This window comes from Nocardia sp. GTS18, assembly GCF_013839555.1.
GTDB lineage: Bacteria > Actinomycetota > Actinomycetes > Mycobacteriales > Mycobacteriaceae > Nocardia > Nocardia rosealba.
Window position 1 is genome coordinate 98,864 of record NZ_JACBIU010000007.1, and the last position, 19,639, is coordinate 118,502.

Annotated in this window: 20 protein-coding genes; 16 read left to right on the forward strand and 4 right to left on the reverse strand. The window is 67.8% G+C overall.

Annotation, left to right across the window (positions count from 1 at the left end; genetic code table 11):
* Nucleotides 1–391: 391 nt before the first annotated feature.
* On the forward strand, nt 392–3,358 hold the full coding sequence (gene uvrA, locus HYG95_RS10010; RefSeq protein ID WP_181697706.1) for an excinuclease ABC subunit UvrA: 2,967 nt from the start codon (nt 392–394) through the stop codon (nt 3,356–3,358).
* Nucleotides 3,359–3,871: 513 nt separating this feature from the next.
* Here the strand turns inward: uvrA and HYG95_RS10015 are convergent.
* The gene (locus tag HYG95_RS10015) at nt 3,872–4,213 is read right to left on the reverse strand and encodes a DUF1844 domain-containing protein (RefSeq protein ID WP_067498543.1); all 342 of its coding nucleotides are present in this window, start codon (nt 4,211–4,213) and stop codon (nt 3,872–3,874) included.
* Between the two features lie 331 nt (nt 4,214–4,544).
* Here HYG95_RS10015 and infC point away from each other — a divergent pair, with 331 nt between their 5' ends.
* The 4 genes from infC (at nt 4,545) to HYG95_RS10035 (ending at nt 6,806) form a co-directional block, all read left to right on the forward strand.
* Nucleotides 4,545–5,249 carry a translation initiation factor IF-3 gene (gene infC / locus HYG95_RS10020; protein WP_181697787.1) on the forward strand — a complete coding sequence of 235 codons (705 nt, stop codon included), beginning with the start codon at nt 4,545–4,547 and terminating at the stop codon, nt 5,247–5,249.
* Between the two features lie 31 nt (nt 5,250–5,280).
* Nucleotides 5,281–5,478, forward strand: a complete 198-nt coding sequence (gene rpmI / locus HYG95_RS10025) for a 50S ribosomal protein L35 (protein WP_067498539.1) — start codon at nt 5,281–5,283, stop codon at nt 5,476–5,478.
* A gap of 108 nt (nt 5,479–5,586) precedes the next feature.
* The gene (gene rplT / locus HYG95_RS10030; protein ID WP_067498536.1) at nt 5,587–5,973 is read left to right on the forward strand and encodes a 50S ribosomal protein L20; all 387 of its coding nucleotides are present in this window, start codon (nt 5,587–5,589) and stop codon (nt 5,971–5,973) included.
* Between the two features lie 35 nt (nt 5,974–6,008).
* Nucleotides 6,009–6,806, forward strand: a complete 798-nt coding sequence (locus tag HYG95_RS10035; protein ID WP_181697788.1) for an RNA methyltransferase — start codon at nt 6,009–6,011, stop codon at nt 6,804–6,806.
* Between the two features lie 4 nt (nt 6,807–6,810).
* Here the strand turns inward: HYG95_RS10035 and HYG95_RS10040 are convergent, their stop codons facing one another.
* Nucleotides 6,811–7,386: a TetR/AcrR family transcriptional regulator gene (locus HYG95_RS10040; protein ID WP_181697707.1), complete on the reverse strand. Its 576-nt coding sequence runs from the start codon at nt 7,384–7,386 to the stop codon at nt 6,811–6,813.
* 101 nt (nt 7,387–7,487) lie between these two features.
* On the opposite strand from HYG95_RS10040, the gene HYG95_RS10045 reads away from it, so the two are divergent.
* Both HYG95_RS10045 and HYG95_RS10050 read left to right on the forward strand, forming a co-directional pair.
* Nucleotides 7,488–8,921, forward strand: a complete 1,434-nt coding sequence (locus HYG95_RS10045; RefSeq protein ID WP_181697708.1) for an MFS transporter — start codon at nt 7,488–7,490, stop codon at nt 8,919–8,921.
* Between the two features lie 19 nt (nt 8,922–8,940).
* Nucleotides 8,941–9,333, forward strand: coding sequence for a Uma2 family endonuclease (locus HYG95_RS10050; protein WP_181697709.1), 393 nt, complete (start codon nt 8,941–8,943; stop codon nt 9,331–9,333).
* A 48-nt stretch (nt 9,334–9,381) separates the two neighbouring features.
* Here HYG95_RS10050 and HYG95_RS10055 read toward each other — a convergent pair whose 3' ends face one another.
* Nucleotides 9,382–9,561, reverse strand: coding sequence for a hypothetical protein (locus HYG95_RS10055; protein WP_157105158.1), 180 nt, complete (start codon nt 9,559–9,561; stop codon nt 9,382–9,384).
* Nucleotides 9,562–9,855: 294 nt separating this feature from the next.
* Between HYG95_RS10055 and pheS the strand changes: the two genes are divergently transcribed.
* Both pheS and pheT read left to right on the forward strand, forming a co-directional pair.
* The gene (pheS, locus tag HYG95_RS10060) at nt 9,856–10,932 is read left to right on the forward strand and encodes a phenylalanine--tRNA ligase subunit alpha (protein ID WP_181697710.1); all 1,077 of its coding nucleotides are present in this window, start codon (nt 9,856–9,858) and stop codon (nt 10,930–10,932) included.
* A 15-nt stretch (nt 10,933–10,947) separates the two neighbouring features.
* Nucleotides 10,948–13,449 carry a phenylalanine--tRNA ligase subunit beta gene (gene pheT, locus HYG95_RS10065; protein ID WP_181697711.1) on the forward strand — a complete coding sequence of 834 codons (2,502 nt, stop codon included), beginning with the start codon at nt 10,948–10,950 and terminating at the stop codon, nt 13,447–13,449.
* Nucleotides 13,450–13,550: 101 nt separating this feature from the next.
* Here the strand turns inward: pheT and HYG95_RS10070 are convergent, their stop codons facing one another.
* Nucleotides 13,551–13,952, reverse strand: a complete 402-nt coding sequence (locus tag HYG95_RS10070; protein ID WP_181697712.1) for a MerR family transcriptional regulator — start codon at nt 13,950–13,952, stop codon at nt 13,551–13,553.
* Nucleotides 13,953–14,001: 49 nt separating this feature from the next.
* On the opposite strand from HYG95_RS10070, the gene HYG95_RS10075 reads away from it, so the two are divergent.
* From HYG95_RS10075 to HYG95_RS10105, 7 genes are read left to right on the forward strand one after another with little or no spacing between them, the layout of a single operon-like run.
* Nucleotides 14,002–14,868: an NAD(P)-dependent oxidoreductase gene (locus HYG95_RS10075; RefSeq protein ID WP_181697713.1), complete on the forward strand. Its 867-nt coding sequence runs from the start codon at nt 14,002–14,004 to the stop codon at nt 14,866–14,868.
* A 51-nt stretch (nt 14,869–14,919) separates the two neighbouring features.
* Nucleotides 14,920–16,362 carry a TerD family protein gene (locus tag HYG95_RS10080; RefSeq protein ID WP_255495163.1) on the forward strand — a complete coding sequence of 481 codons (1,443 nt, stop codon included), beginning with the start codon at nt 14,920–14,922 and terminating at the stop codon, nt 16,360–16,362.
* Complete coding sequence (locus HYG95_RS10085; RefSeq protein ID WP_181697790.1) at nt 16,362–17,126, forward strand: alpha/beta hydrolase; 765 nt, start codon at nt 16,362–16,364, stop codon at nt 17,124–17,126. Before HYG95_RS10080 ends, HYG95_RS10085 begins: the two co-directional genes overlap by 1 nt.
* A gap of 23 nt (nt 17,127–17,149) precedes the next feature.
* Nucleotides 17,150–17,647, forward strand: a complete 498-nt coding sequence (locus HYG95_RS10090) for a hypothetical protein (RefSeq protein ID WP_181697714.1) — start codon at nt 17,150–17,152, stop codon at nt 17,645–17,647.
* Nucleotides 17,648–17,694: 47 nt separating this feature from the next.
* Nucleotides 17,695–18,720, forward strand: a complete 1,026-nt coding sequence (locus HYG95_RS10095; RefSeq protein WP_181697715.1) for a hypothetical protein — start codon at nt 17,695–17,697, stop codon at nt 18,718–18,720.
* Nucleotides 18,717–19,343 carry a hypothetical protein gene (locus HYG95_RS10100; protein WP_181697716.1) on the forward strand — a complete coding sequence of 209 codons (627 nt, stop codon included), beginning with the start codon at nt 18,717–18,719 and terminating at the stop codon, nt 19,341–19,343. The genes HYG95_RS10095 and HYG95_RS10100 overlap by 4 nt, the downstream gene beginning before the upstream one ends.
* Before the next feature lie 4 nt (nt 19,344–19,347).
* The gene (locus tag HYG95_RS10105; protein ID WP_181697717.1) at nt 19,348–19,611 is read left to right on the forward strand and encodes a hypothetical protein; all 264 of its coding nucleotides are present in this window, start codon (nt 19,348–19,350) and stop codon (nt 19,609–19,611) included.
* Nucleotides 19,612–19,639 lie beyond the last annotated feature (28 nt).

Sequence of the window (19,639 nt, forward strand, 5' to 3'; positions counted from 1 at the left end):
CGTAGAACGTCCCCCCTGTTCGGTCCAACATAATCCGCCCGCCCGAATCCTGTGCAGAGACAGACAATCGCCCACCCAAATCCTGTGCGCAGACAGCAAACTCGCTCACCCAAAGTCCGCCATGACCGCCCTCCCAACCCCGCACGACCCGACCTCGAGGAGGGTCCGCCGCGAAGCGGCGCAGCGGCCCGGCCGCGCGAACAGCGCTCGAAGCGCACGCGCGAAGCGCAAGTCTCGAGCGCTGTTCGCGCGGCCCCTCAGGGGCCGCGCTCGAGCGCGCCAGCGCTCCAACAAACACAGCTCAACCGTTCTTGTCGGTGGGTCCACCTAGCATTGATTCCTGGGGGTTCATGTCCGGCGAGCGGATGACGATGGAGAAGGGATTCACCAGGTGGCGGAACGCCTCACTGTGCGCGGAGCTCGGGAACACAACCTGAAAGGTGTGGACCTCGATCTGCCGCGCGACAGCCTGATCGTGTTCACCGGTCTGTCCGGTTCGGGTAAGTCGAGTCTGGCGTTCGACACGATCTTCGCCGAGGGACAGCGCCGTTATGTCGAGTCGCTGTCGGCGTACGCGCGTCAGTTCCTCGGGCAGATGGACAAGCCGGACGTGGACTTCATCGAGGGCCTCTCGCCCGCGGTGTCGATCGACCAGAAGTCGACCAACCGCAACCCGCGTTCGACGGTCGGCACGATCACCGAGGTCTACGACTACCTGCGCCTGCTGTATGCCCGCGCGGGCACGCCGCACTGCCCGGTCTGTGGCGAGCTGATCGCCAAGCAGAGCCCGCAGCAGATCGTCGACCAGGTGCTCGCCATGGACGAGGGCCTGAAGTTCCAGGTCCTCGCGCCGGTGGTGCGGACCCGCAAGGGTGAGTTCGTCGACCTGTTCGACCAGCTCAAGACCCAGGGCTACTCGCGTGTGCGGGTGGACGGCGTGGTGTATCCGCTCACCGATCCGCCCAAGCTCAAGAAGCAGGAGAAGCACGACGTCGAGGTGGTCGTCGACCGTCTGTCGGTGAAGGCCGCGTCCAAGCAGCGGCTCACCGACTCGATCGAGACCGCATTGCGCCTGGCCGACGGCATCGTCGTGCTCGACTTCGTCGACCGCGACGAGCACGCGCACGACCGGGAACGCCGTTTCTCCGAGCGCCTGGCCTGCCCGAACGGCCACCCGCTCGATATCGAGGATCTCGAGCCGCGCTCGTTCTCCTTCAACTCGCCCTACGGCGCCTGCCCCGACTGCACCGGTCTCGGCATCCGCAAGGAGGTCGACCCCGAACTGGTCGTCCCCGATCCGGATCTGAGTCTGGCCGAGGGCGCGATCGCGCCGTGGTCGCGTGGTCAGACGGCCGAATACTTCAATCGTCTGTTGTCGGGGCTGGCCGAGGCCATCGGTTTCTCGATGGACACGCCGTGGCGTGAGCTTCCGGCGAAGGCGCGCAAAGCGGTCCTCGAGGGCAGCTCCGATCAGGTGCATGTCTCCTACACCAACCGCTACGGGCGCAAACGCTCCTATTACGCCGATTTCGAAGGCGTGATGCCGTTCCTGCAGCGGCGCATGGACAACACCGAGTCCGAGCAGATGAAGGAGCACTACGACGGGTACATGCGCGATGTACCGTGCCCGGTGTGCAACGGTGCCCGGCTCCGCCCGGAGATCCTGGCCGTCACCCTGGCCGCCGACGGCAAGAACAGGTCGATTGCCGAGGTCAGCGACCTGTCGATCGGGGAGTGCGCGCACTTCCTCAACTCGCTGACGCTGGGGGAGCGCGAGGCCGCGATCGCCGGCCAGGTGCTCAAGGAGATCCAGGCCCGGCTCGGCTTCCTGCTCGACGTGGGCTTGGAGTACCTCACGCTCTCGCGCGCGGCGGCGACGCTGTCGGGCGGTGAGGCGCAGCGCATCCGGCTGGCCACCCAGATCGGTTCGGGCCTGGTCGGCGTGCTCTACGTGCTCGACGAGCCGTCGATCGGTCTGCATCAGCGCGACAACCGCAGGCTCATCGAAACCCTGCTGCGGCTCAAGAAGCTGGGCAACACCCTGATCGTGGTCGAACACGACGAGGACACCATCCGTGCCTCGGACTGGGTGGTCGACATCGGTCCGCTCGCCGGTGAGCACGGCGGTCGCGTGGTGCATTCGGGCCCCTATCAGGAATTGCTCACCGAGCCCGAATCCCTCACCGGCGCTTATCTTTCCGGCCGCGAGCAGATCGAGCTGCCGCTGGTGCGCCGCGCGGTGGACAAGAAACGCAAGCTCACCGTCGTCGGTGCCACCGAGCACAATCTGCAGAGCATCGATGTGGCGTTCCCCCTCGGTGTACTCACCTCGGTCACCGGCGTCTCCGGTTCCGGCAAGTCGACGCTGGTCAACGACATCCTGGCCACCACGCTCGCGAACAAGCTCAACGGCGCGCGGCAGGTGCCCGGCAGGCACACCAGGATCAACGGTGTCGACCAGCTCGACAAGCTGGTGCAGGTCGACCAGTCACCGATCGGGCGCACCCCGCGCTCGAACCCGGCCACCTACACCGGTGTCTTCGACAAGATCCGCACCCTGTTCGCCTCGACCACCGAGGCCAAGGTGCGCGGTTACCAGCCGGGCCGCTTCTCCTTCAATGTCAAGGGCGGCCGGTGCGAGGCGTGCTCGGGTGACGGCACGCTCAAGATCGAGATGAACTTCCTGCCGGACGTGTATGTCCCGTGCGAGGTGTGCCACGGCGCCCGCTACAACCGCGAGACGCTCGAGGTGCACTACAAGGGCAAGACCATCGCCGAGGTCCTCGACATGCCGATCGACGAGGCCGCCGAGTTCTTCGAACCGGTTACTTCGATCCACCGGTACCTCAAAACCCTCGTCGAGGTCGGTCTCGGGTACGTGCGCCTTGGCCAGAGTGCCCCGACTCTGTCCGGCGGTGAGGCGCAGCGCGTGAAGCTCGCCGCCGAGCTGCAGAAACGCTCGACCGGTCGCACGGTCTACATCCTCGACGAGCCGACGACCGGTCTGCACTTCGAGGACATCCGCAAGCTGCTCAAGGTCATCAACGGTCTGGTCGACAAGGGCAACACGGTGATCGTCATCGAGCACAACCTCGATGTCATCAAGACCTCCGACTGGGTCATCGACATGGGCCCCGAAGGCGGTTCCGGCGGCGGCACGGTGGTCGCGACGGGTACTCCCGAGGAAGTGGCCCAGGTCGCCGACAGCTACACCGGTCAGTTCCTGAAGGAAGTCCTCGCGGCACCGGCGCCGAAGAAGCCCGCGGCGAAGAAGAAGGCCGCGCCGGCGGCGAAGAAGGCGCCCGCCGAGACGGCGACGGCCAAGCGGCTGGCCAGGAAAGCGGCCGCATTGCGCTGACCGGCAGGTGTGTCGGGGCGGAACGGGTTACCGTTCCGCCCGGGACTTCCCGAAAACCCTACGAAGTGAAACGGCCATAGGTAACATTCGCCTCGCCGTCGCCGGAAGACCGGTCAGTAGCGGTTTGTCGATCGACATCCAGTGGTGTCACGCGCGGCGTGGGCAGCGCGGTCGCGGATGTCGTGCAGTACGAAAGGAACGTCCCAATGGATGAAGCCACGATGGCGCTCATCGGCCAGATTCTGAATTTCCTCAGTGGCGGGTCCTCGCTGGCCTACGAGCCCACGACGCCGACGCCGACTGCCTGACCCGGCAGCCCCGAAAGGACCACCAGCAATGGATACCGGAAGCGCGGCCATCTTCACCGCCCTCGCCAACATGATCTCCTCCGGCTCGGCCGTCTCGGTCACCCCCGGTCAGCCGCCGACTCCGACCCCTACGGTCTGAGCACTCACGACGTAAAAAGATCCGCCGGCACCCAGGTAGGTGCCGGCGGATCTTCGCGTTCACGGCTCAGTGCACCGGGCCGGTGTACTTCTCACCCGGGCCCGCACCCGGCGCGTCCGGCACCGACGACGCCTCACGGAAGGCGCGCTGCAACGCCTGCAGGCCCTCGCGGATCGGCCCGGCGTGCGGCCCGAGGTACTCCACCGACGAGGTGACCAGGCCGGCCAGCGCGGTGATGACCCGGCGCGCCTCGTCGAGGTCGACATTGGCGCCGGTGTTCGGGTTCTCCTCGGCAAGGCCGAGCTTCTCCGCCGCCGAACTCATCAGCATCACGGCGGCCCGGCTGATCACCTCGACCGCGGGAATGTCGGCCAGGTCGCGCACGGGAGGATCGAGCTCGTCAGTCATGGGCATCAGGCTATCGCCAGCCCCGTGCGGGCCACCGCCGCCGGGCCGATTCGGCGATAGCGGAATGCGATGCTAGACTTTCTGCTGACGACCGCCCCTGGTCGTGTCATGCACGTCCTGGGGCAGATAAGTGGAGCCCGACTCCCACCGTTGCCGACGAGCAATCGTACTGGACAAACGGTCCCGGTCACCCGCTCCTAGTGGCGGGTTCCTCGCGTGTTATTCGCGCGGGGGTCGACATCGTGCCCTCGGGCGTGATGTCCGATGATCGGTCGACTCGGGCCCCGTCGCGGAGAAATACCGCAACGGGGCTTTCGCGTTGAATCAGGGGTTGCAGTTATTGCGTGCGGTCGTTAAGACGACACCGCTTGACCTAGGAGGCCCCATCAGCACTGAGACCCGCATCAACGATCGCATCCGAGTTCCCGAGGTTCGACTCATCGGACCCGGCGGCGAGCAGGTTGGGATCGTGCGTGTTGAAGATGCACTTCGCGTCGCGCTCGAAGCCGATCTCGACCTGGTCGAGGTAGCACCCGATGCCCGTCCGCCGGTGTGCAAGATCATGGACTACGGCAAGTTCAAGTACGAGACCGCGCAGAAGGCGCGCGAGTCCCGCAAGAACCAGGTCCAGACCGTGATCAAGGAGCAGAAGCTCCGCCCGAAGATCGATGATCACGACTATGCAACCAAGCGGGGCCACGTGATGCGGTTCCTCGAGGCTGGGTCGAAGGTCAAGGTCACCATCATGTTCCGCGGTCGTGAGCAGTCACGTCCCGAACTGGGCTACCGGTTGTTGCAGCGTCTGGCTGCCGATGTCGCCGACCTGGGTTTCGTCGAGACCTCGGCCAAGCAGGACGGTCGCAACATGACCATGGTCCTCGCCCCGCACAAGGGCGCGAAGACGCGGGTGAAGGCACAGCAGGACTCCGCCCCGCGTCCGGCCGAGCCGACCGCACCGGCACCGGCACAGCCGACCGCTCCGGCCGCCGCCGAGCAGGCCGCGCCCGCGGAGCAGGCGCAGGCCGACCCGCAGTAACACCGATTTCACCGACTAGATAGAGGAATCCATGCCGAAGAACAAGACCCACAGCGGCGCCAAGAAGCGATTCAAGGTGACCGGCCGGGGCAAGCTGCTTCGCGAGCAGGCGAACCGTCGCCACCTCCTGGAGCACAAGTCCTCCCGCCGGACTCGTCGTCTGGAAGGCACGGAGTCCGTTGCCGACGTCGACGCCCCCCGCGTGAAGCGGCTGCTCGGTCTCGCCTGATCCAGGCAGACCGTCGCACCCCGACGACTGCGCGGCCGGGATGACCGGACGCCGACAACTACCGAATTCGGGCGCCGCCGCGCCCCCCAGATGATCAAGGACTGAAAAGTGGCACGCGTCAAAAGGGCTGTCAACGCTCAGAAGAAGCGCCGTTCCATCCTCGAGGCCTCCAAGGGCTACCGGGGCCAGCGTTCGCGCCTGTACCGCAAGGCCAAGGAACAGCAGCTCCACTCGCTGACCTACGCCTACCGCGACCGCAAGGCGCGCAAGGGTGACTTCCGCAAGCTGTGGATCGCTCGTATCAACGCCGCCGCGCGTCTGAACGACATCACCTACAACCGCTTCATCCAGGGCCTCAAGGCCGCTGGTGTCGAGGTGGACCGCAAGATCCTCGCCGAGCTCGCCGTCTCCGACGCCGAGGCCTTCGCCGGTCTCGTCGCTGTCGCCAAGGCCGCGCTGCCCGCCGACGTCAACGCCCCGGCCTCGGCTGCCTGAGCTTGACGACGCACAACGATCTGTCGGAACGACCCGTGGACGCGCTCTCCGAGCGCAACCCGCGGGTCGTTTCGGCTGTCAAGCTCCAGCGCGCCGCGCACCGTCGCAAGACCGGCCTGTTCCTGGCCGAAGGCGCCAATGCCGTCACCGCCGCGCTGGAGACCGGCCGCGTGCGTGAGTTGTTCTACTCGCTCGCCGCGGCCAAGCGCGATGTCGCGCTGATCGCCGGTGCCGACGCCGACGGTGTGCGCACCACGCTGGTGAGCGATCGCGCCGCCGAGCACCTGGGCGAAACCGTCACCGCGCCGGGCCTGGTCGCCGTGTGCGAGCAGCTCGATGTGCCGCTCGACCAGATCCTCGACGGTGCACCGCGCATGCTCGCGGTGCCCGTGGAGATCGCCGAACCCGGCAACGCGGGCACCCTCATCCGGGTTGCCGACGCCGTCGGTGCCGATGGTGTCGTGCTCGCCGGTGACGCGGTCGACCCGCACAACGGCAAATGCGTCCGTGCCAGCGCGGGCAGCCTGTTCCACGTCCCGATCGCGCGCAGCCGCAGTATCGACGCCACCCTCGACGCGCTGTCCTCGGCCGGAATCACGCTGCTGGCCACCACCGCTCACGGCGAGGTCGACCTCGACGACGCCGACGACATCCTCACCGGGCCGGTCGCCTGGCTCTTCGGCAACGAGGCCCACGGACTCGACTCCGCCGTCGCCGCCCGCGCCGACCATCGCATCCGCATCCCCATCCACGGCCGCGCCGAAAGCCTGAATCTGGCTGCGGCAGCGGCGATCTGCCTCTACGCCAACGCCCGCGTCCAGCACGCGAAGTAAGGCCTCAGAGTTCCACGGCGCATTGCAGTTCGTCGAGGACGGCCCTCGACCAGGGGAGTTCGATGGCGTCGGGGCCTGCCACCTGCATCGCGGTCATGATGGTGAGCAGCATGCCGGTGGCGAGGAAGCGGCGGGCGTGCAGGGTGTCGGCGCCGGTGCGGTCGACGATCAGCTGATAGATGCGGCCGAAGTGTTCGCGCACGTGATCGCCGATCTCCGGGTCGGCGCTGGCGGCGACGCCGTGCAGCAGCACCAGCGGTAGCTGGCGTTCGGAGAGAAATACGTCGTAGTTCGTGCCGAGGCTGCGCAGCGCCTCGGCGGTGTCGGCGTCGGGCGCGATCTCGGCGCTGCGGAACACGTCCTCGATGCGTGCGCACACGTGCTGAAGTACCGCCACGAACAGGTGCTGTTTGGTGCCGAAGAGCCGGATCACGTACGGCTGGGAGACCCCCGCGCGGCGGGCCACCTCATCGGTTTTCGTTGCGGCGTACCCGGATTCGGCGAAGGCGTCGACGGCGGCGGCGAGGACCTGGGCGCTGCGCTCGGCCGCGGTCATCCGGGTTCTCGTCGTCTCGCTCATGCATTCGCCTCCGGTCGGTACGCGGATTCCTCTTGACATGTTATCAGTCGATGCATAACCATTGGATTCAAGTTATCAGTGGATTACAACAAGGGTGGATCATGACTCAGACACTCGATCCCGGCGATGCCGTTCTCGCCGACGCGCCGTCGCCCGGCGGTGCGAAGGCCAAGCCGCTCGGTGCGGTCATCGCCGCCGTCGGCATCCCGATGTTCATGGTCACGTTGGACAACCTCGTGGTGACCAACGCCCTGCCGGTGATCAAAACCGAACTGGGAGCGTCGCTTTCGGACCTGCAATGGTTCGTCAACGCCTACACGCTGTCGTTCGCGGCGCTGCTGCTCACCGCCTCGGCGCTCGGCGACCGCATCGGCCGCCGCCGGGTCTTTTTGGCGGGCATCGCCGTGTTCGTCGTCGCGTCGGCCGCGTGCGCGCTGGCCACCGAGCCGTGGATGCTCATCCTCGCCAGGGCGATCCAGGGTGCCGGGGGCGCGGCCGTGATGCCGTTGTCGCTGACGCTGCTCGCCGCGGCGGTGCCCGAGCGGATGCGCAGCGCCGCGATCGGGATCTGGGGTGGCCTGGCCGGGCTCGGTGTCGCGGTCGGGCCGGTGGTCGGCGGTGCCGTCGTCGAGGGGCTGAACTGGCAGTGGATCTTCTGGCTCAACGTGCCCGTCGGCCTGCTCGCGCTGCCCTTCGCCGCTCGCATGCTGAGCGAATCACGCGGTGCCGCACGCAAACTCGACCTGCTCGGTCTCGTCCTGTCCGCCGTCGGCGTGCTCGCGCTGGTGTGGGGCGTGATCCACGGCGCCGAGGACGGCTGGACCGCTCCGCAGGTGCTCGCCGCCCTCATCGGTGGTATCGCGCTGCTGGTCGCGTTCGTCGCCTGGGAGAAGCGCACTGCCGAACCGATGCTGCCGCTGCGCATGTTCGCCAACCGGGGCCTGAGCCTGAGCTACCTCGTGTCGTTCGGATTCTCCGCCGGTGTGTTCGGTGCCATCTTCCTGCTCGCGCAGTTCTTCCAGGTGGTGCAGGGGTATTCGCCGCTGGAATCCGGTATCCGCACGATGCCGTGGACGATGGTTCCGATGGTCGTCGCCCCGCTGGCCGGACTCGTCGTCGACCGGGTCGGCCCGCGCGTCCTCATCGCCACCGGCCAGGTGTGCCTGGCCGTGTCGCTGGCCTGGATGGCGCTGATCACGAGCACGGACGTCCCCTACATCTCCTTCGTCGCACCCTTCGTCCTCGGCGGCATCGGCATGGGCCTCACCTTCGCGCCGTCGTCCACCATCGTCATGGCCAGCGCGTCCCCCGCCGACCAGGGCATGGCCTCAGGCATCAACAGCACCGTCCGCGAGGTCGGCGTCGCCATGGGCATCGCGGTCCTCGCCTCGGTCTTCGCCACCGCAGGCTCCTACACCGACCCCCAGTCCTACGTCGACGGCCTGATCCCCGCAGTCTGGGTAGGCGCCGCCCTGGTCGCCGCCGCCGCGATCATCGCCGCCTTCCTGCCCCGGCACACCAGAACTACTGCCTGACCTGGCGCTGGTGGGGGTTATGCCCGAAGGGCTCGCCGCCTACGAGGTGACATCGATCGCGATGCCCGGCGATACGGACGACTACTGCACACCGGACCTCGTCGTTCTGCCCGATTCCTGGGACACCGATGACGAATGGCTCGCCGATCCCGCCGACGTGGAACTCGCCGTCGAGGTGATCTCGAAGTCGGAGAAAGCGCACCAGATCACCGGCAAGAACGGCTGGTACGGCGCGGCAGGGGTACGCACTCTTCTGGTCGTCGACCCGCGGTTCGGCCGTTGGGCGCTCTACCGCGATCCCGACGCCGGTGTGTACCCCGATCCGGTCGAGGGGACATTCGGTGACCCCCTCGTCCTCCCCGAGCCGCTGTCGACAGCCGTCGACACAGCCTGCCTGCCGCTCTACGGATAGAGCCCCACGCGTGCACCATCGATCGCAGCAAGGAGCGATGGGCTGTGCCTAATCCTGGTCGGGTGGGGTTTGTGGGTGGACTTCGGGGCACAGTCCGCCCGCACGCGGGAACGGGCGGGGGCGGATGGGGCGGATGCCGAGGCCGCACAGTGCCAGGCCGCTGCCGGGTGCGGTGCGTCGCGTGCGCCGACCCTGGGGTGGGGTGGAATCGCGGGTCTGTTCAGGCATCGGTTCGTCCTGTCTCGCGTCGAACACGGCGGATGTGTTTGAACGGTTGGACGGAACCGGAGACGATTCGGTTCCCTCGGATCGCGGTTCGGTGTCGATCTTGGTGAGAACCCTCCGAAAACCGTTCTGACCTGGACTTGTCGGTCCTGATGGCGACCTTGTCTGGGGTCCGGTAGCGCCCCCCGGTAATCCGGATGAACCGAGCGAACCCCATCCCATAGGATTTATGCAGCACCGATACGGGTAGGCAATGACGCACCCGTGAACCGATCCCCAGGGGAGAGTCGAACAATCGTGGCCGACGACAACAGCGGAGTCGAGCAGGGCGAAGGCCCGAAGGGCGCCGAACTGACCGAGGAGGCACTCGCGGCAGCGGCGGCGGAGGCCGAGAAGGCGTTCGCCGCGGCGGCCGATCTGGATGCGCTCGCGGTCGCCAAAACCGACTACATCGGCGGCAAGTCGCCGATCGCGCTGGCGCAGCGCGAGCTGGGTCGTCTGCCCAAGGAAGAGAAGGCCGACGCGGGCAAGCGGGTCAATATCGCGCGCAAGCGGGTCTCCGATGCCTTCGAGGCGCGCCGCGCGGCGCTGCTGGAAGAGCGCGATCAGGCCGTGCTGGTGGCCGAGAAGATCGACGTCACCCTGCCCGCCCGCCGTCGCCCGGCCGGTGCCCGCCACCCCATCACCGTCATCTCCGAGCAGATCGCCGACGTGTTCGTCGGCATGGGCTGGGAGGTCGCCGAGGGCCCCGAGGTCGAGACCGAGCACTTCAACTTCGACGCGCTGAACTTCCTGCCCGACCACCCGGCGCGCACCATGCAGGACACCTTCCACATCGCCCCCGAGGGGTCGCGCCAGGTGCTGCGCACCCACACCTCCCCGGTGCAGGTGCGGTCGATGCTGGAACGTGAGCTGCCGATCTACGTCGTGTGCCCCGGCCGCACCTTCCGCACCGACGAGCTCGACGCCACCCACACCCCGGTGTTCTCCCAGGTGGAGGGTCTTGCCATCGACAAGGGCCTGACCATGGCCCACCTGCGTGGCACCCTCGACGCCTTCGCGCGCGCCCTGTTCGGCCCCGACACCCGAACCCGCATGCGCCCCAACTACTTCCCCTTCACCGAACCCTCGGCCGAGGTCGACGTGTGGTTCCCGGACAAGAAGGGCGGCGCGGGCTGGGTCGAGTGGGGCGGCTGCGGCATGGTCAACCCGAAGGTCCTCATCGCCAGCGGCATCGATCCCGAGGTGTATTCCGGATTCGCGTTCGGCATGGGCATGGAGCGAACCCTGCAGTTCCGCAACGGGATTCCCGACATGCGCGACATCGTCGAGGGTGACGTGCGGTTCACCCTGCCCTTCGGTATCCGGTCGTAGAGAGAGAGCGAAAACGTGCGAGTAGCACAGTCCTGGCTGACCGAGATCCTGCAGCGCACCACCCCCGAGTGGTCGGTGTCGGCCGAGGAACTCGACGCGGGCTTCGTCCGGGTCGGCCTCGAGGTCGAAGAGGTCGACAAGCTCACCCCGATCGGCGGTGACATCGACAAGCCGCTGGTCGTCGGCCGCGTCGCCGAGATCACCGAACTCACCGAGTTCAAGAAGCCGATCCGCTTCTGCAAGGTCGATGTCGGCAACCCGGAGTTGCAGGAAATCGTTTGTGGCGCCCGCAATTTCGCGGTCGGCGACCTGGTCGTCGTCGTGCTGCCGGGTGGTGAGCTGCCCGGTGGGTTCAAGATCTCCTCCCGCAAGACCTACGGCCACACCTCCAACGGCATGATCTGTTCGGTCGCCGAGCTGGGCATCGGCAAGGATCACGACGGCATCCTGGTGCTCGAGCCGGGTTCCGCGCAGCCCGGTGACGACGCCAACGTGCTGCTCGGCACCGACGACACGATCATCGAGCTCAACATCACCCCGGACCGGGGCTACTGCTTCTCGGTGCGCGGTCTCGCCCGCGAGCTGGCCTGCGGTTTCGACCTCGAATACGCCGACCCCGCCGTGCGCACCCTGCCCGACGGTGAGTCCGAGGCCTGGCCGGTGCGGCTGGAAGCCGACTCCGAATGCACCCGCTTCGGCGCCCGGCGCGTCACCGGGGTGAACCCGAACGCGGTGAGCCCGCTGTGGTTGCAGCGCAGGCTGATGCTGGCCGGCATGCGCCCGATCTCCCCGGCCGTCGACGTCACCAACTACGTGATGCTCGAACTGGGGCAGCCGCTGCACGCCTTCGACGCCGCGAAACTCAACGGCGGCTTGGTCGTTCGCTCCGCGCACAAGGGCGAGACCCTGCGCACCCTCGACGACACCGAGCGCACCCTCGACGCCGAGGACGTGGTGATCGCCGACGATTCCGGTGTCATCTCGCTCGCCGGTGTGATGGGTGGGGCGAGCACCGAGGTCGGCGCCGACACCACCGACGTGATCCTCGAGGCCGCCACCTGGAACCCGTTGCGCGTCTACCGGACCGCGCGCAGGCACAAGCTGTCGTCGGAAGCTGCCAAGCGCTACGAGCGGGTCGTCGATCCCGAGATCAATATCGTCGCCCTCGATCGCGCCGCCACCCTGCTCGCCGAAATCACCGGTGGCACCATCGAATCCACGCTCACCGACATCCGGGTGCCGCTGGAAGCGGCGGCGCCGATCGCGATGGACATCGACCTGCCCGACCGCGTCGCGGGCGTCACCTACCCGGCGGGTACCGCCGTGCGCAGGCTGGCCCAGATCGGCGCGCACGTCGATATCGAGGTCAACGACGCGGGCAAGACCCAGCTGCTGGTGACTCCGCCGAGCTGGCGTCCCGATCTGTCCCAGCCCGCCGACCTGGTCGAAGAGGTACTGCGGCTGGAGGGGCTGGAGCAGATCCCGTCGGTGCTGCCGTCGGCGCCAGCCGGTCGTGGTCTGACCGCGCAGCAGAAGCGTCGTCGCGCGGTGAGCCGGGCGATGGCGTTCGCCGGTGCCGTCGAAGTCCCCGCGCCGGTGTTCCTGCCGGGTGGCGTCTTCGACGTGTGGGGTCTGGATGCCGACGATCCGCGCCGCGACACCACGCGCGTGCTGAACCCGCTCGACGCCGAGCGCCCGGAACTGGCGACTACGCTGCTGCCCGGTCTGCTGGAAGTGGCCGCTCGCAACATTTCTCGCGGCGCCCGTGACCTCACGATCTACGGCATCGCCCAGGTGGTCCAGCCGGGCGAGCAGACCCGTGCGGTCGAGGCGCTGCCGGTCGATCGTCGGCCCACCGATGAGCAGATCGCCGAGCTGAACGCCTCGCTGCCCGCCCAGCCGGTGCACGTCGCGGCTGTGCTCAGCGGTAAGCGCGATCCGCGCGGACCGTGGGGTCCGGGTCGTCCGGCCGAGGCCGCCGACGCGTTCGCACTGGTCGACGAGGTGGCCGACGCCGCAGGTGTGGTGATCGAGCGCCGCGCCGCGGCCTACCTGCCGTGGCATCCAGGCCGCTGCGCCGAACTGCTGGTGGACGGCGTGGTCGTCGGCCACGCGGGCGAACTGCACCCCGCCGTGCTGGAACGCGCCGGTCTTCCTCCGCGCACCTGCGCGCTGGAACTCGACCTCGACGCGCTCCCGCTGGTCGAATCCCGCCCTGCCCCAACGGTTTCGGCGTTCCCTGCCGTGCTGCAGGACGTGTCGATCAGCGTGGAGAAAGCCGTGCCCGCCGCCCAGGTGGAGACGGCCCTGCGCACCGGCGGTGGTGACCTGCTCGAAGACATCGCCCTGTTCGACGTCTACGAGGGCACCCAGGCGGGAGAGGGTCGCAAGTCCCTCACCTACGCCCTGCGCTTCCGCGCACCCGACCGCACCCTGACCGAGGACGAGGCGAGCGCCGCCCGCGATGCCGCCGTCGCCTCGGCCACCGCGGCGGTCGGCGCCGAACTGCGCGCCTGATTCCCAAGCCGAGACTGAGGCCGCCCGGTTCTCCCGGGCGGCCTCAGCCGTCCGCGGGAAGTATTGGTGGCACCAGCCGGACGCGAGTGGTCCAGGCGTGTTCAGGCCGGTAGGGCCTCGGCTCCCGTCATCGGTGGGTAGTGTTCGCCGCCCATCTCCTCCGCCGCACCGATATAGGTGGTGAGGGCGTCGCGGGAGCGGGCGAGCGCGGCCATCTGTTCCTCGATGCGGGCGAGTCGTGACCGCATCGCCCTGATCAATTCCGGGCAGCCCGGCAGGTCTGGAACCTCTCCGTGGGCGCACGGCAGGAGGTAGGCGATGTCGGCCGAGGAGAGGCCCGCGGCGAGCAAGTGCCTGATCTGGGTCACCCGTAGCACTGCGCTTTCGTCGTAGTCGCGATAGCTGTTCGAACGGCGGTTCGCCTCCAGCAGCCCCTGGGCTTCGTAGTAGCGCAGTTGGTGGGCGTGCACGCCGGTTCGCCTGCTCAATTCGCCGATTCGCACGACATCCTCACTTGACCTTCACACCGGTATCAACGTTGACGATGGTGCCATGAGCGAAACAACCACTCCCGTCACCGTGCTCGGCCTGGGTCTGATGGGCCGGGCGCTGGCCCGCGCCTTCCTCACCGCCGGGCACCCGACCACCATCTGGAACCGCACGCCCTCCGCCGCCGAAGAGCTGGTCGCAGGCGGCGCCCGTCGCGTCGACACCGTCGCCGACGCCGTGCGCGCCGCCCCGGTGATCGTGGTCTGCCTGACCGACTACCAGGCGGTCTACGCGGTGCTCGAGCAGGCCGACCTGACCGGAACCCTCGTCGTCAACCTCACCTCCGGCGACTCCGCCCAGGCCAGGGTGGCGGCCCGCTGGACCGAGCAGCGTGGCGGCCGGTATCTCGACGGCGCGATCATGGCCGTTCCGCCGACGATCGGGACCGCCGACGCCGTCCTCCTCCACAGCGGCGCCCAGGCCGACTTCGACACTGCCGCACCGGTACTCGCGGCACTGGGCACCGTCACCCATCTCGGCGCCGATCACGGTCTGGCCGCCCTCTACGACGGCGCCGGACTGGCCATGATGTGGAGCGTGCTCAACGCCTGGTTGCAGGGCACCGCGATGCTGCGGACCGCTGGTGTCGACGCACGCACCTTCGCGCCGTTCGCCGCGCAGATCGCCACCGGGGTGGCCACCTGGCTGCCCGGATACGCCGAACAGATCGACAACGGCGCCTATCCCGCCGAGGTCGCGGCCTTGTCGACCGACGCCGCGTCCATGACGCACCTCGTCGAGGAATGCGAAGCGCTGGGGGTGAACGCCGAGCTGCCCAAACTGTTGAAGGCGATGGCCGAAAGGGCGATCGCAGCCGGTCACGGCGCCGAGCAGTACCCGGTGCTCATCACCGAGTTCGCCAAGCCGTAACCGGATCGGTGGTGAGCCGGTGGCGGGGCGGGATAGGTTGGCAGCGTGTCGATGATGAAAGGCGCCAATGTCGTGGTGCCTGCCGCCGAGGTCCGGGTCGAAGTGAGTTGGCAGGCGGGGCCGGGGGTGCCCGACGCGGATGCGTCCGCCCTGCTGCTCGCCGGGACGAAGGTGCGCTCCGACGACGACTTCGTGTTCTACAACCAGGCCGTGCACCCCTCCGGGGCGGTGCGTCACGTCGGGAAACGCCAAGGCCCGACGGTTGTCGACACCCTGACGGTGCAGTTGGCGCAGGTGGAACCGCAGATCGAGAAGATCGTGCTGGCCGCCTCCGCCGACGGCGGCACCTTCGGTCGGTTCCGCGAACTCTGCATCCGGGTACTCGACGCGGCGACCGGTGGGGAGGTCGCCCGCTTCGACAGCACCGGCGCCACCACCGAGACCGCGTTCGTCCTCGGCGAGTTGTACCGCCGCCAGGGTGCGTGGAAGTTCCGCGCCGTTGGCCAGGGGTACGACACCGGACTAGCGGGGCTCGCAACGGATTTCGGCATCACAGTCGACGATGCCCCGGTCGACCAGCCCTTCACCCCGCCCCCGAGCCCCGCAGCCCATCCGCAGTCAGCGGTGGTGCCGACGCAGCCACACATTCCCCCACAGAGCCCATCTCGACCTGTCCCGCCGGCGCAGCCCGCTGTTCCGTCGCCGGTTCAACCATTCGCCGCGCCGCCCGGTCAGCAGAATCCGGTTCCGCATGGCCAGCCGTTCGCCGCGCCATCCGGTCAACCGCATCCGGGCCAGCCGTTCGCCGCACCGCATCCGGGCGCTCAATTCCCGACTCCCGCAACATCATCCGGCCCGCCGGTGAACCTCGCGAAAATCTCCCTCACCAAGGAATCTCCGAGCGTCTCGCTCACCAAGCACGGCGCCACGGGCGGTGTGATGCGGGTGAATCTCAACTGGACCTCCATGGCCGCCACCGGCCGCATCTTCGGCAAACTGCGTGGCAAGAACATCGACCTCGACCTGTGCTGCTTCTTCGAATTGGTCAACGGCGCGATCGGGTCCGTCCGGGCGCTCGATCGGCGCTTCGGCGCGCTCTACGAACCGCCGTTCATCCACCTCGACCAGGACGACCGCACCGGCGCGAGCATCACCGGTGAGAACCTGTCGATCAATCTCGACTACACCCGGTTCTTCCGCCGCATCCTCGTATTCGCCTCGATCTACGACGGGGCAAGCGATTTCCGCAACGTCCACGCCACCGTCACCCTGCACCCGGTGAATTCGGCGCCGATCGAGATGACGCTCGACGGGTGCACCGACAACTCCCGCGACGCCGTGCTCGCGGTGCTCGAAAACGTGAACGGTGAACTCGTGGTTCGCCGCGAAGGCGTCTTCGTCCGACCACCCGCCGGGCAGCCGGGCGGCGGCGTGATGGAGATCGCGCGACTCTACAACTGGGACTTCGGGTTTCAAGCAGGACGCGGAAAGTGATGCGGCACCCCGCGACCAGGGTGCTCAACGCACTGGTCTACCACCCCGAGCGGCACCTCGCGCAGACCCCGGCCGCGCTCGGCCTGGACTACCGCGACCTGCACATGCGCACCGCCGACGGCATCGACCTGCACGGCTGGTTCGTACGGGCCGAACACCCGCGCGCCCACATCCTCTACGCCCACGGCAACGCGGGCACCATCGGTGACCGGGTGTCGATCATCGCGCTGCTAGTCGCCGCCGGTTTCGACGTGCTCGCCTTCGACTACCGCGGTTTCGGGCACAGCACCGGCGCACCCGGCGAGCACGGCACCTACCTGGATGCGCGTGCGGCGCGCACCGCTCTGCTCGAACAGCCGGAGGTAGACCCCGCACGGGTCGTCTACCTGGGCAAATCGCTCGGTGGTGGGGTGCTGCTCGAGCTGGCGGGCGAGTACCCGCCCGCGGGCATGGTCCTGATGTCGACCTTCAGCGGTATGCGTGACGCCGCCCGCTCGGTCTATCCGTTCCTGCCCGCACCGCTCGTTCCCGACGCCTACCCGAACCTGCGCCGTATTTCCGCGTTGCGGGCGCCGGTGCTGATGATGCACGGCGAACACGACGAACTGCTGCCGCTGCGCCACGCCGAACGGCTGTATGCCGCCGCGAACGAGCCCAAGCAGCTGATCGTGGTTCCCGGGGCGGGGCACAACGATGTCATCGACACGCTCGGACCGCGCTGGCCACAGCTCATCGCGCAGTGGAGCGAGTTCCTCGACAGGTGAGCACGGCTGCGTAGCCTGGCGGTATGAGCGAAACGAGCGAGATCCTCGGCCGGCTGGCCGCGCTGCCCGACGCCGAGCTGGTATCGCTGTTGCGCGCGGCGGTGGCGGGCAGGCCGGGGCTCGGCGCCGTCGCCGCCGCGCTGGCTCAGGTGGAGGGCGGTCATGCCGAGGTCGGTCCGCCTGTGATGCTCGACACCGAGGCCGAGATCGTCGACGCGGAACCTGTCGCATCGGAGCAGGTCGGAGATGTTCATGCGGTACCGCCGGTACCGTTCGACGGTTCCGGACCCGCCGCGAACGCTGTGACCGGCGGATATTCCACTTCAGGAGTGCCGACATTCGACGCGGTTCGCGATAAGGTCGAGCAGCGTTTCGGCACCGCCAAGGGCATGGGTGAACTCGACCGGCAGACCCCGGCGGGCCGCAGCGCCGACGAACAATGGGAGGCGCGGGGCAAGGCCGCGCGCGAGCGTCTGGATCAGATCCGGAAGGCGATGCGGGACAACGATTCCGGCGCCTAGCCTCGTGTCCTCCCAACCGAGCGACAACCGTGATTGGGTGGACATACATGACGCAGGCGCGCCAGATCGCCGAACGACTGCTCGACGCGCAGGTCGACTACCTGCTCGGCGAGGTGACCGGTGAACGGTTCGCCGAGGTGATCGCCCGCGACGTGGCGGCCGTACTCGCCGTCGGCGACACCATCCGCTTCGGTGATGTGGTCTCCCTGGCCGACGGCGAGGAGACGGTGGCGCGGGTCTTCGACCGCATCGGGGGTTCGCCGATCATCGCCGACACGGTCGGGGTCTTCTCCGACGCCATCTACGACCACATCGCCACCAACACCGACTACACCCTCGGCGATGTCGTCGACCGTGAGCCGGTGGAAGCGCTGCTGGAGAAGATCTTCGGCATGCACCAGGCCCAGGAACGCATTCTGGACCGGCTCACCGAGAGCCCGCTCGTGGCGACCGTCGCGTCGCGGTTCGTCGACAAGCTGATCGGCGATTTCATGCAGGCCAATCGTGAACGCGCCGAGAAGATTCCGGGCGTGTCCTCGCTGATGTCGCTCGGCCAGTCCGCGGCCAACCGCGCCAAGAAGGTCGCCGCCGACAGCACCTTCGTCGGTGACCTCGCGGGCAAGGGCGCGCTGTTCGCGCTCAAGCGCACCAACAACGCCATCCGCGACATGCTGCGCGACGCCCCCGTGCACTCGGCGGCGATGGAATTCTGGGACCTGCACGCCGACGAACCGGTGGCGGGCCTGCGCGAATACCTCACTCAGAAGGACCTCAACGAACTGGTCCAGATCTGCTACGAAATCGCGGTCACCACCAGGGAGAAGGAATACTTCGGCCTGCTGGTCCGCGAATGCGTCGAGGTGTTCTACACCCGCTATGCCGACCACACCCTGTCCGCGATGCTCCCCGAACTCGGCCTCGACGCCGAGGACATCAGCACCGAAATCCTGCGGTACGGGCCTGCGGTCATCGAAGCTGCCAAGCGCAACGGCGTCCTCGCCGAGCTCCTGCGTGAACGCCTCGAACCCTTCTACTTCTCCGACCAGGTCCTCGGCATTCTCGCCGGCGAGTGAGCGTCGATCCGCCGCGCAGCGAGGTCGAGCCGAGGTCGAAGGTGCCGAGAGGCTGTCTGTTCCTGGTGGCGGCGGTCGTTGTGGTCATCGCTTTGTCGGCGGCGCTGCCCGTTGCGCTCGACCAGTGGACCAGGGCGCACCCGTCCGCGCCCGCACCGGCCGATCTGTGTGCCGCGATCGGTGTCGCCCGATTCGAGCGGTGGGTTCCGGCGGGCGTGCCGGACCCCGACTCGACGTATTCGTCAGGGTCGGACGCGATGTGCACCTATCGGACACCCAGCGACGGGCCCGGCCACGCGGATGCTTACGGCTACCTGCAGGTCAGGGTGCTCCGTTACGGGGATATCGGCTCGACATCGGGCACGGAACGAGCGGCCGAAGCACTCGAGTTCGGTTGCGGCAACACCGCGATGGCAGGTTCCTTCCGGCCCCATGAGGGTTTCGGTGACGACGCGTGCCTCGCGACGGGTGATTCGGGTGATGACACCGCTGCCGGGTCGATGGTGATCCAACGCGGTGCGGACCTGATCTCGGTAGACCACTATCGGCACCGGGCCACACCACGGTTCGCGCAGATGGCTGTCGAGGATGTGACAGCCGCGGCGTTGGTGGCCGTGCAATAGGCAGTTGGCCGGTTTCGGTGAATTGCCCGAATTCTCGTGCTGGACGGCTATCGTTCGTATCCGGTTCCTCAACCGTATTCCCGAGAAACTTATCGCGGAAAATGTGGGCGCCGTCACGGTGGAGGCCGTGCGCGATAATTCGGGCAGCGAACGAATCTGTCACCGAATTACGGTGGGAGCGGTGAGCTTTCCGACACAGAAAGCCCCGTTGGTTTCCGGCATGTTGAGATCAATGCACGAATCCGGTTCTTACGCCGTCCCGGATTGACCGCGTACCCGGGGCAGTGCAAGTTGAC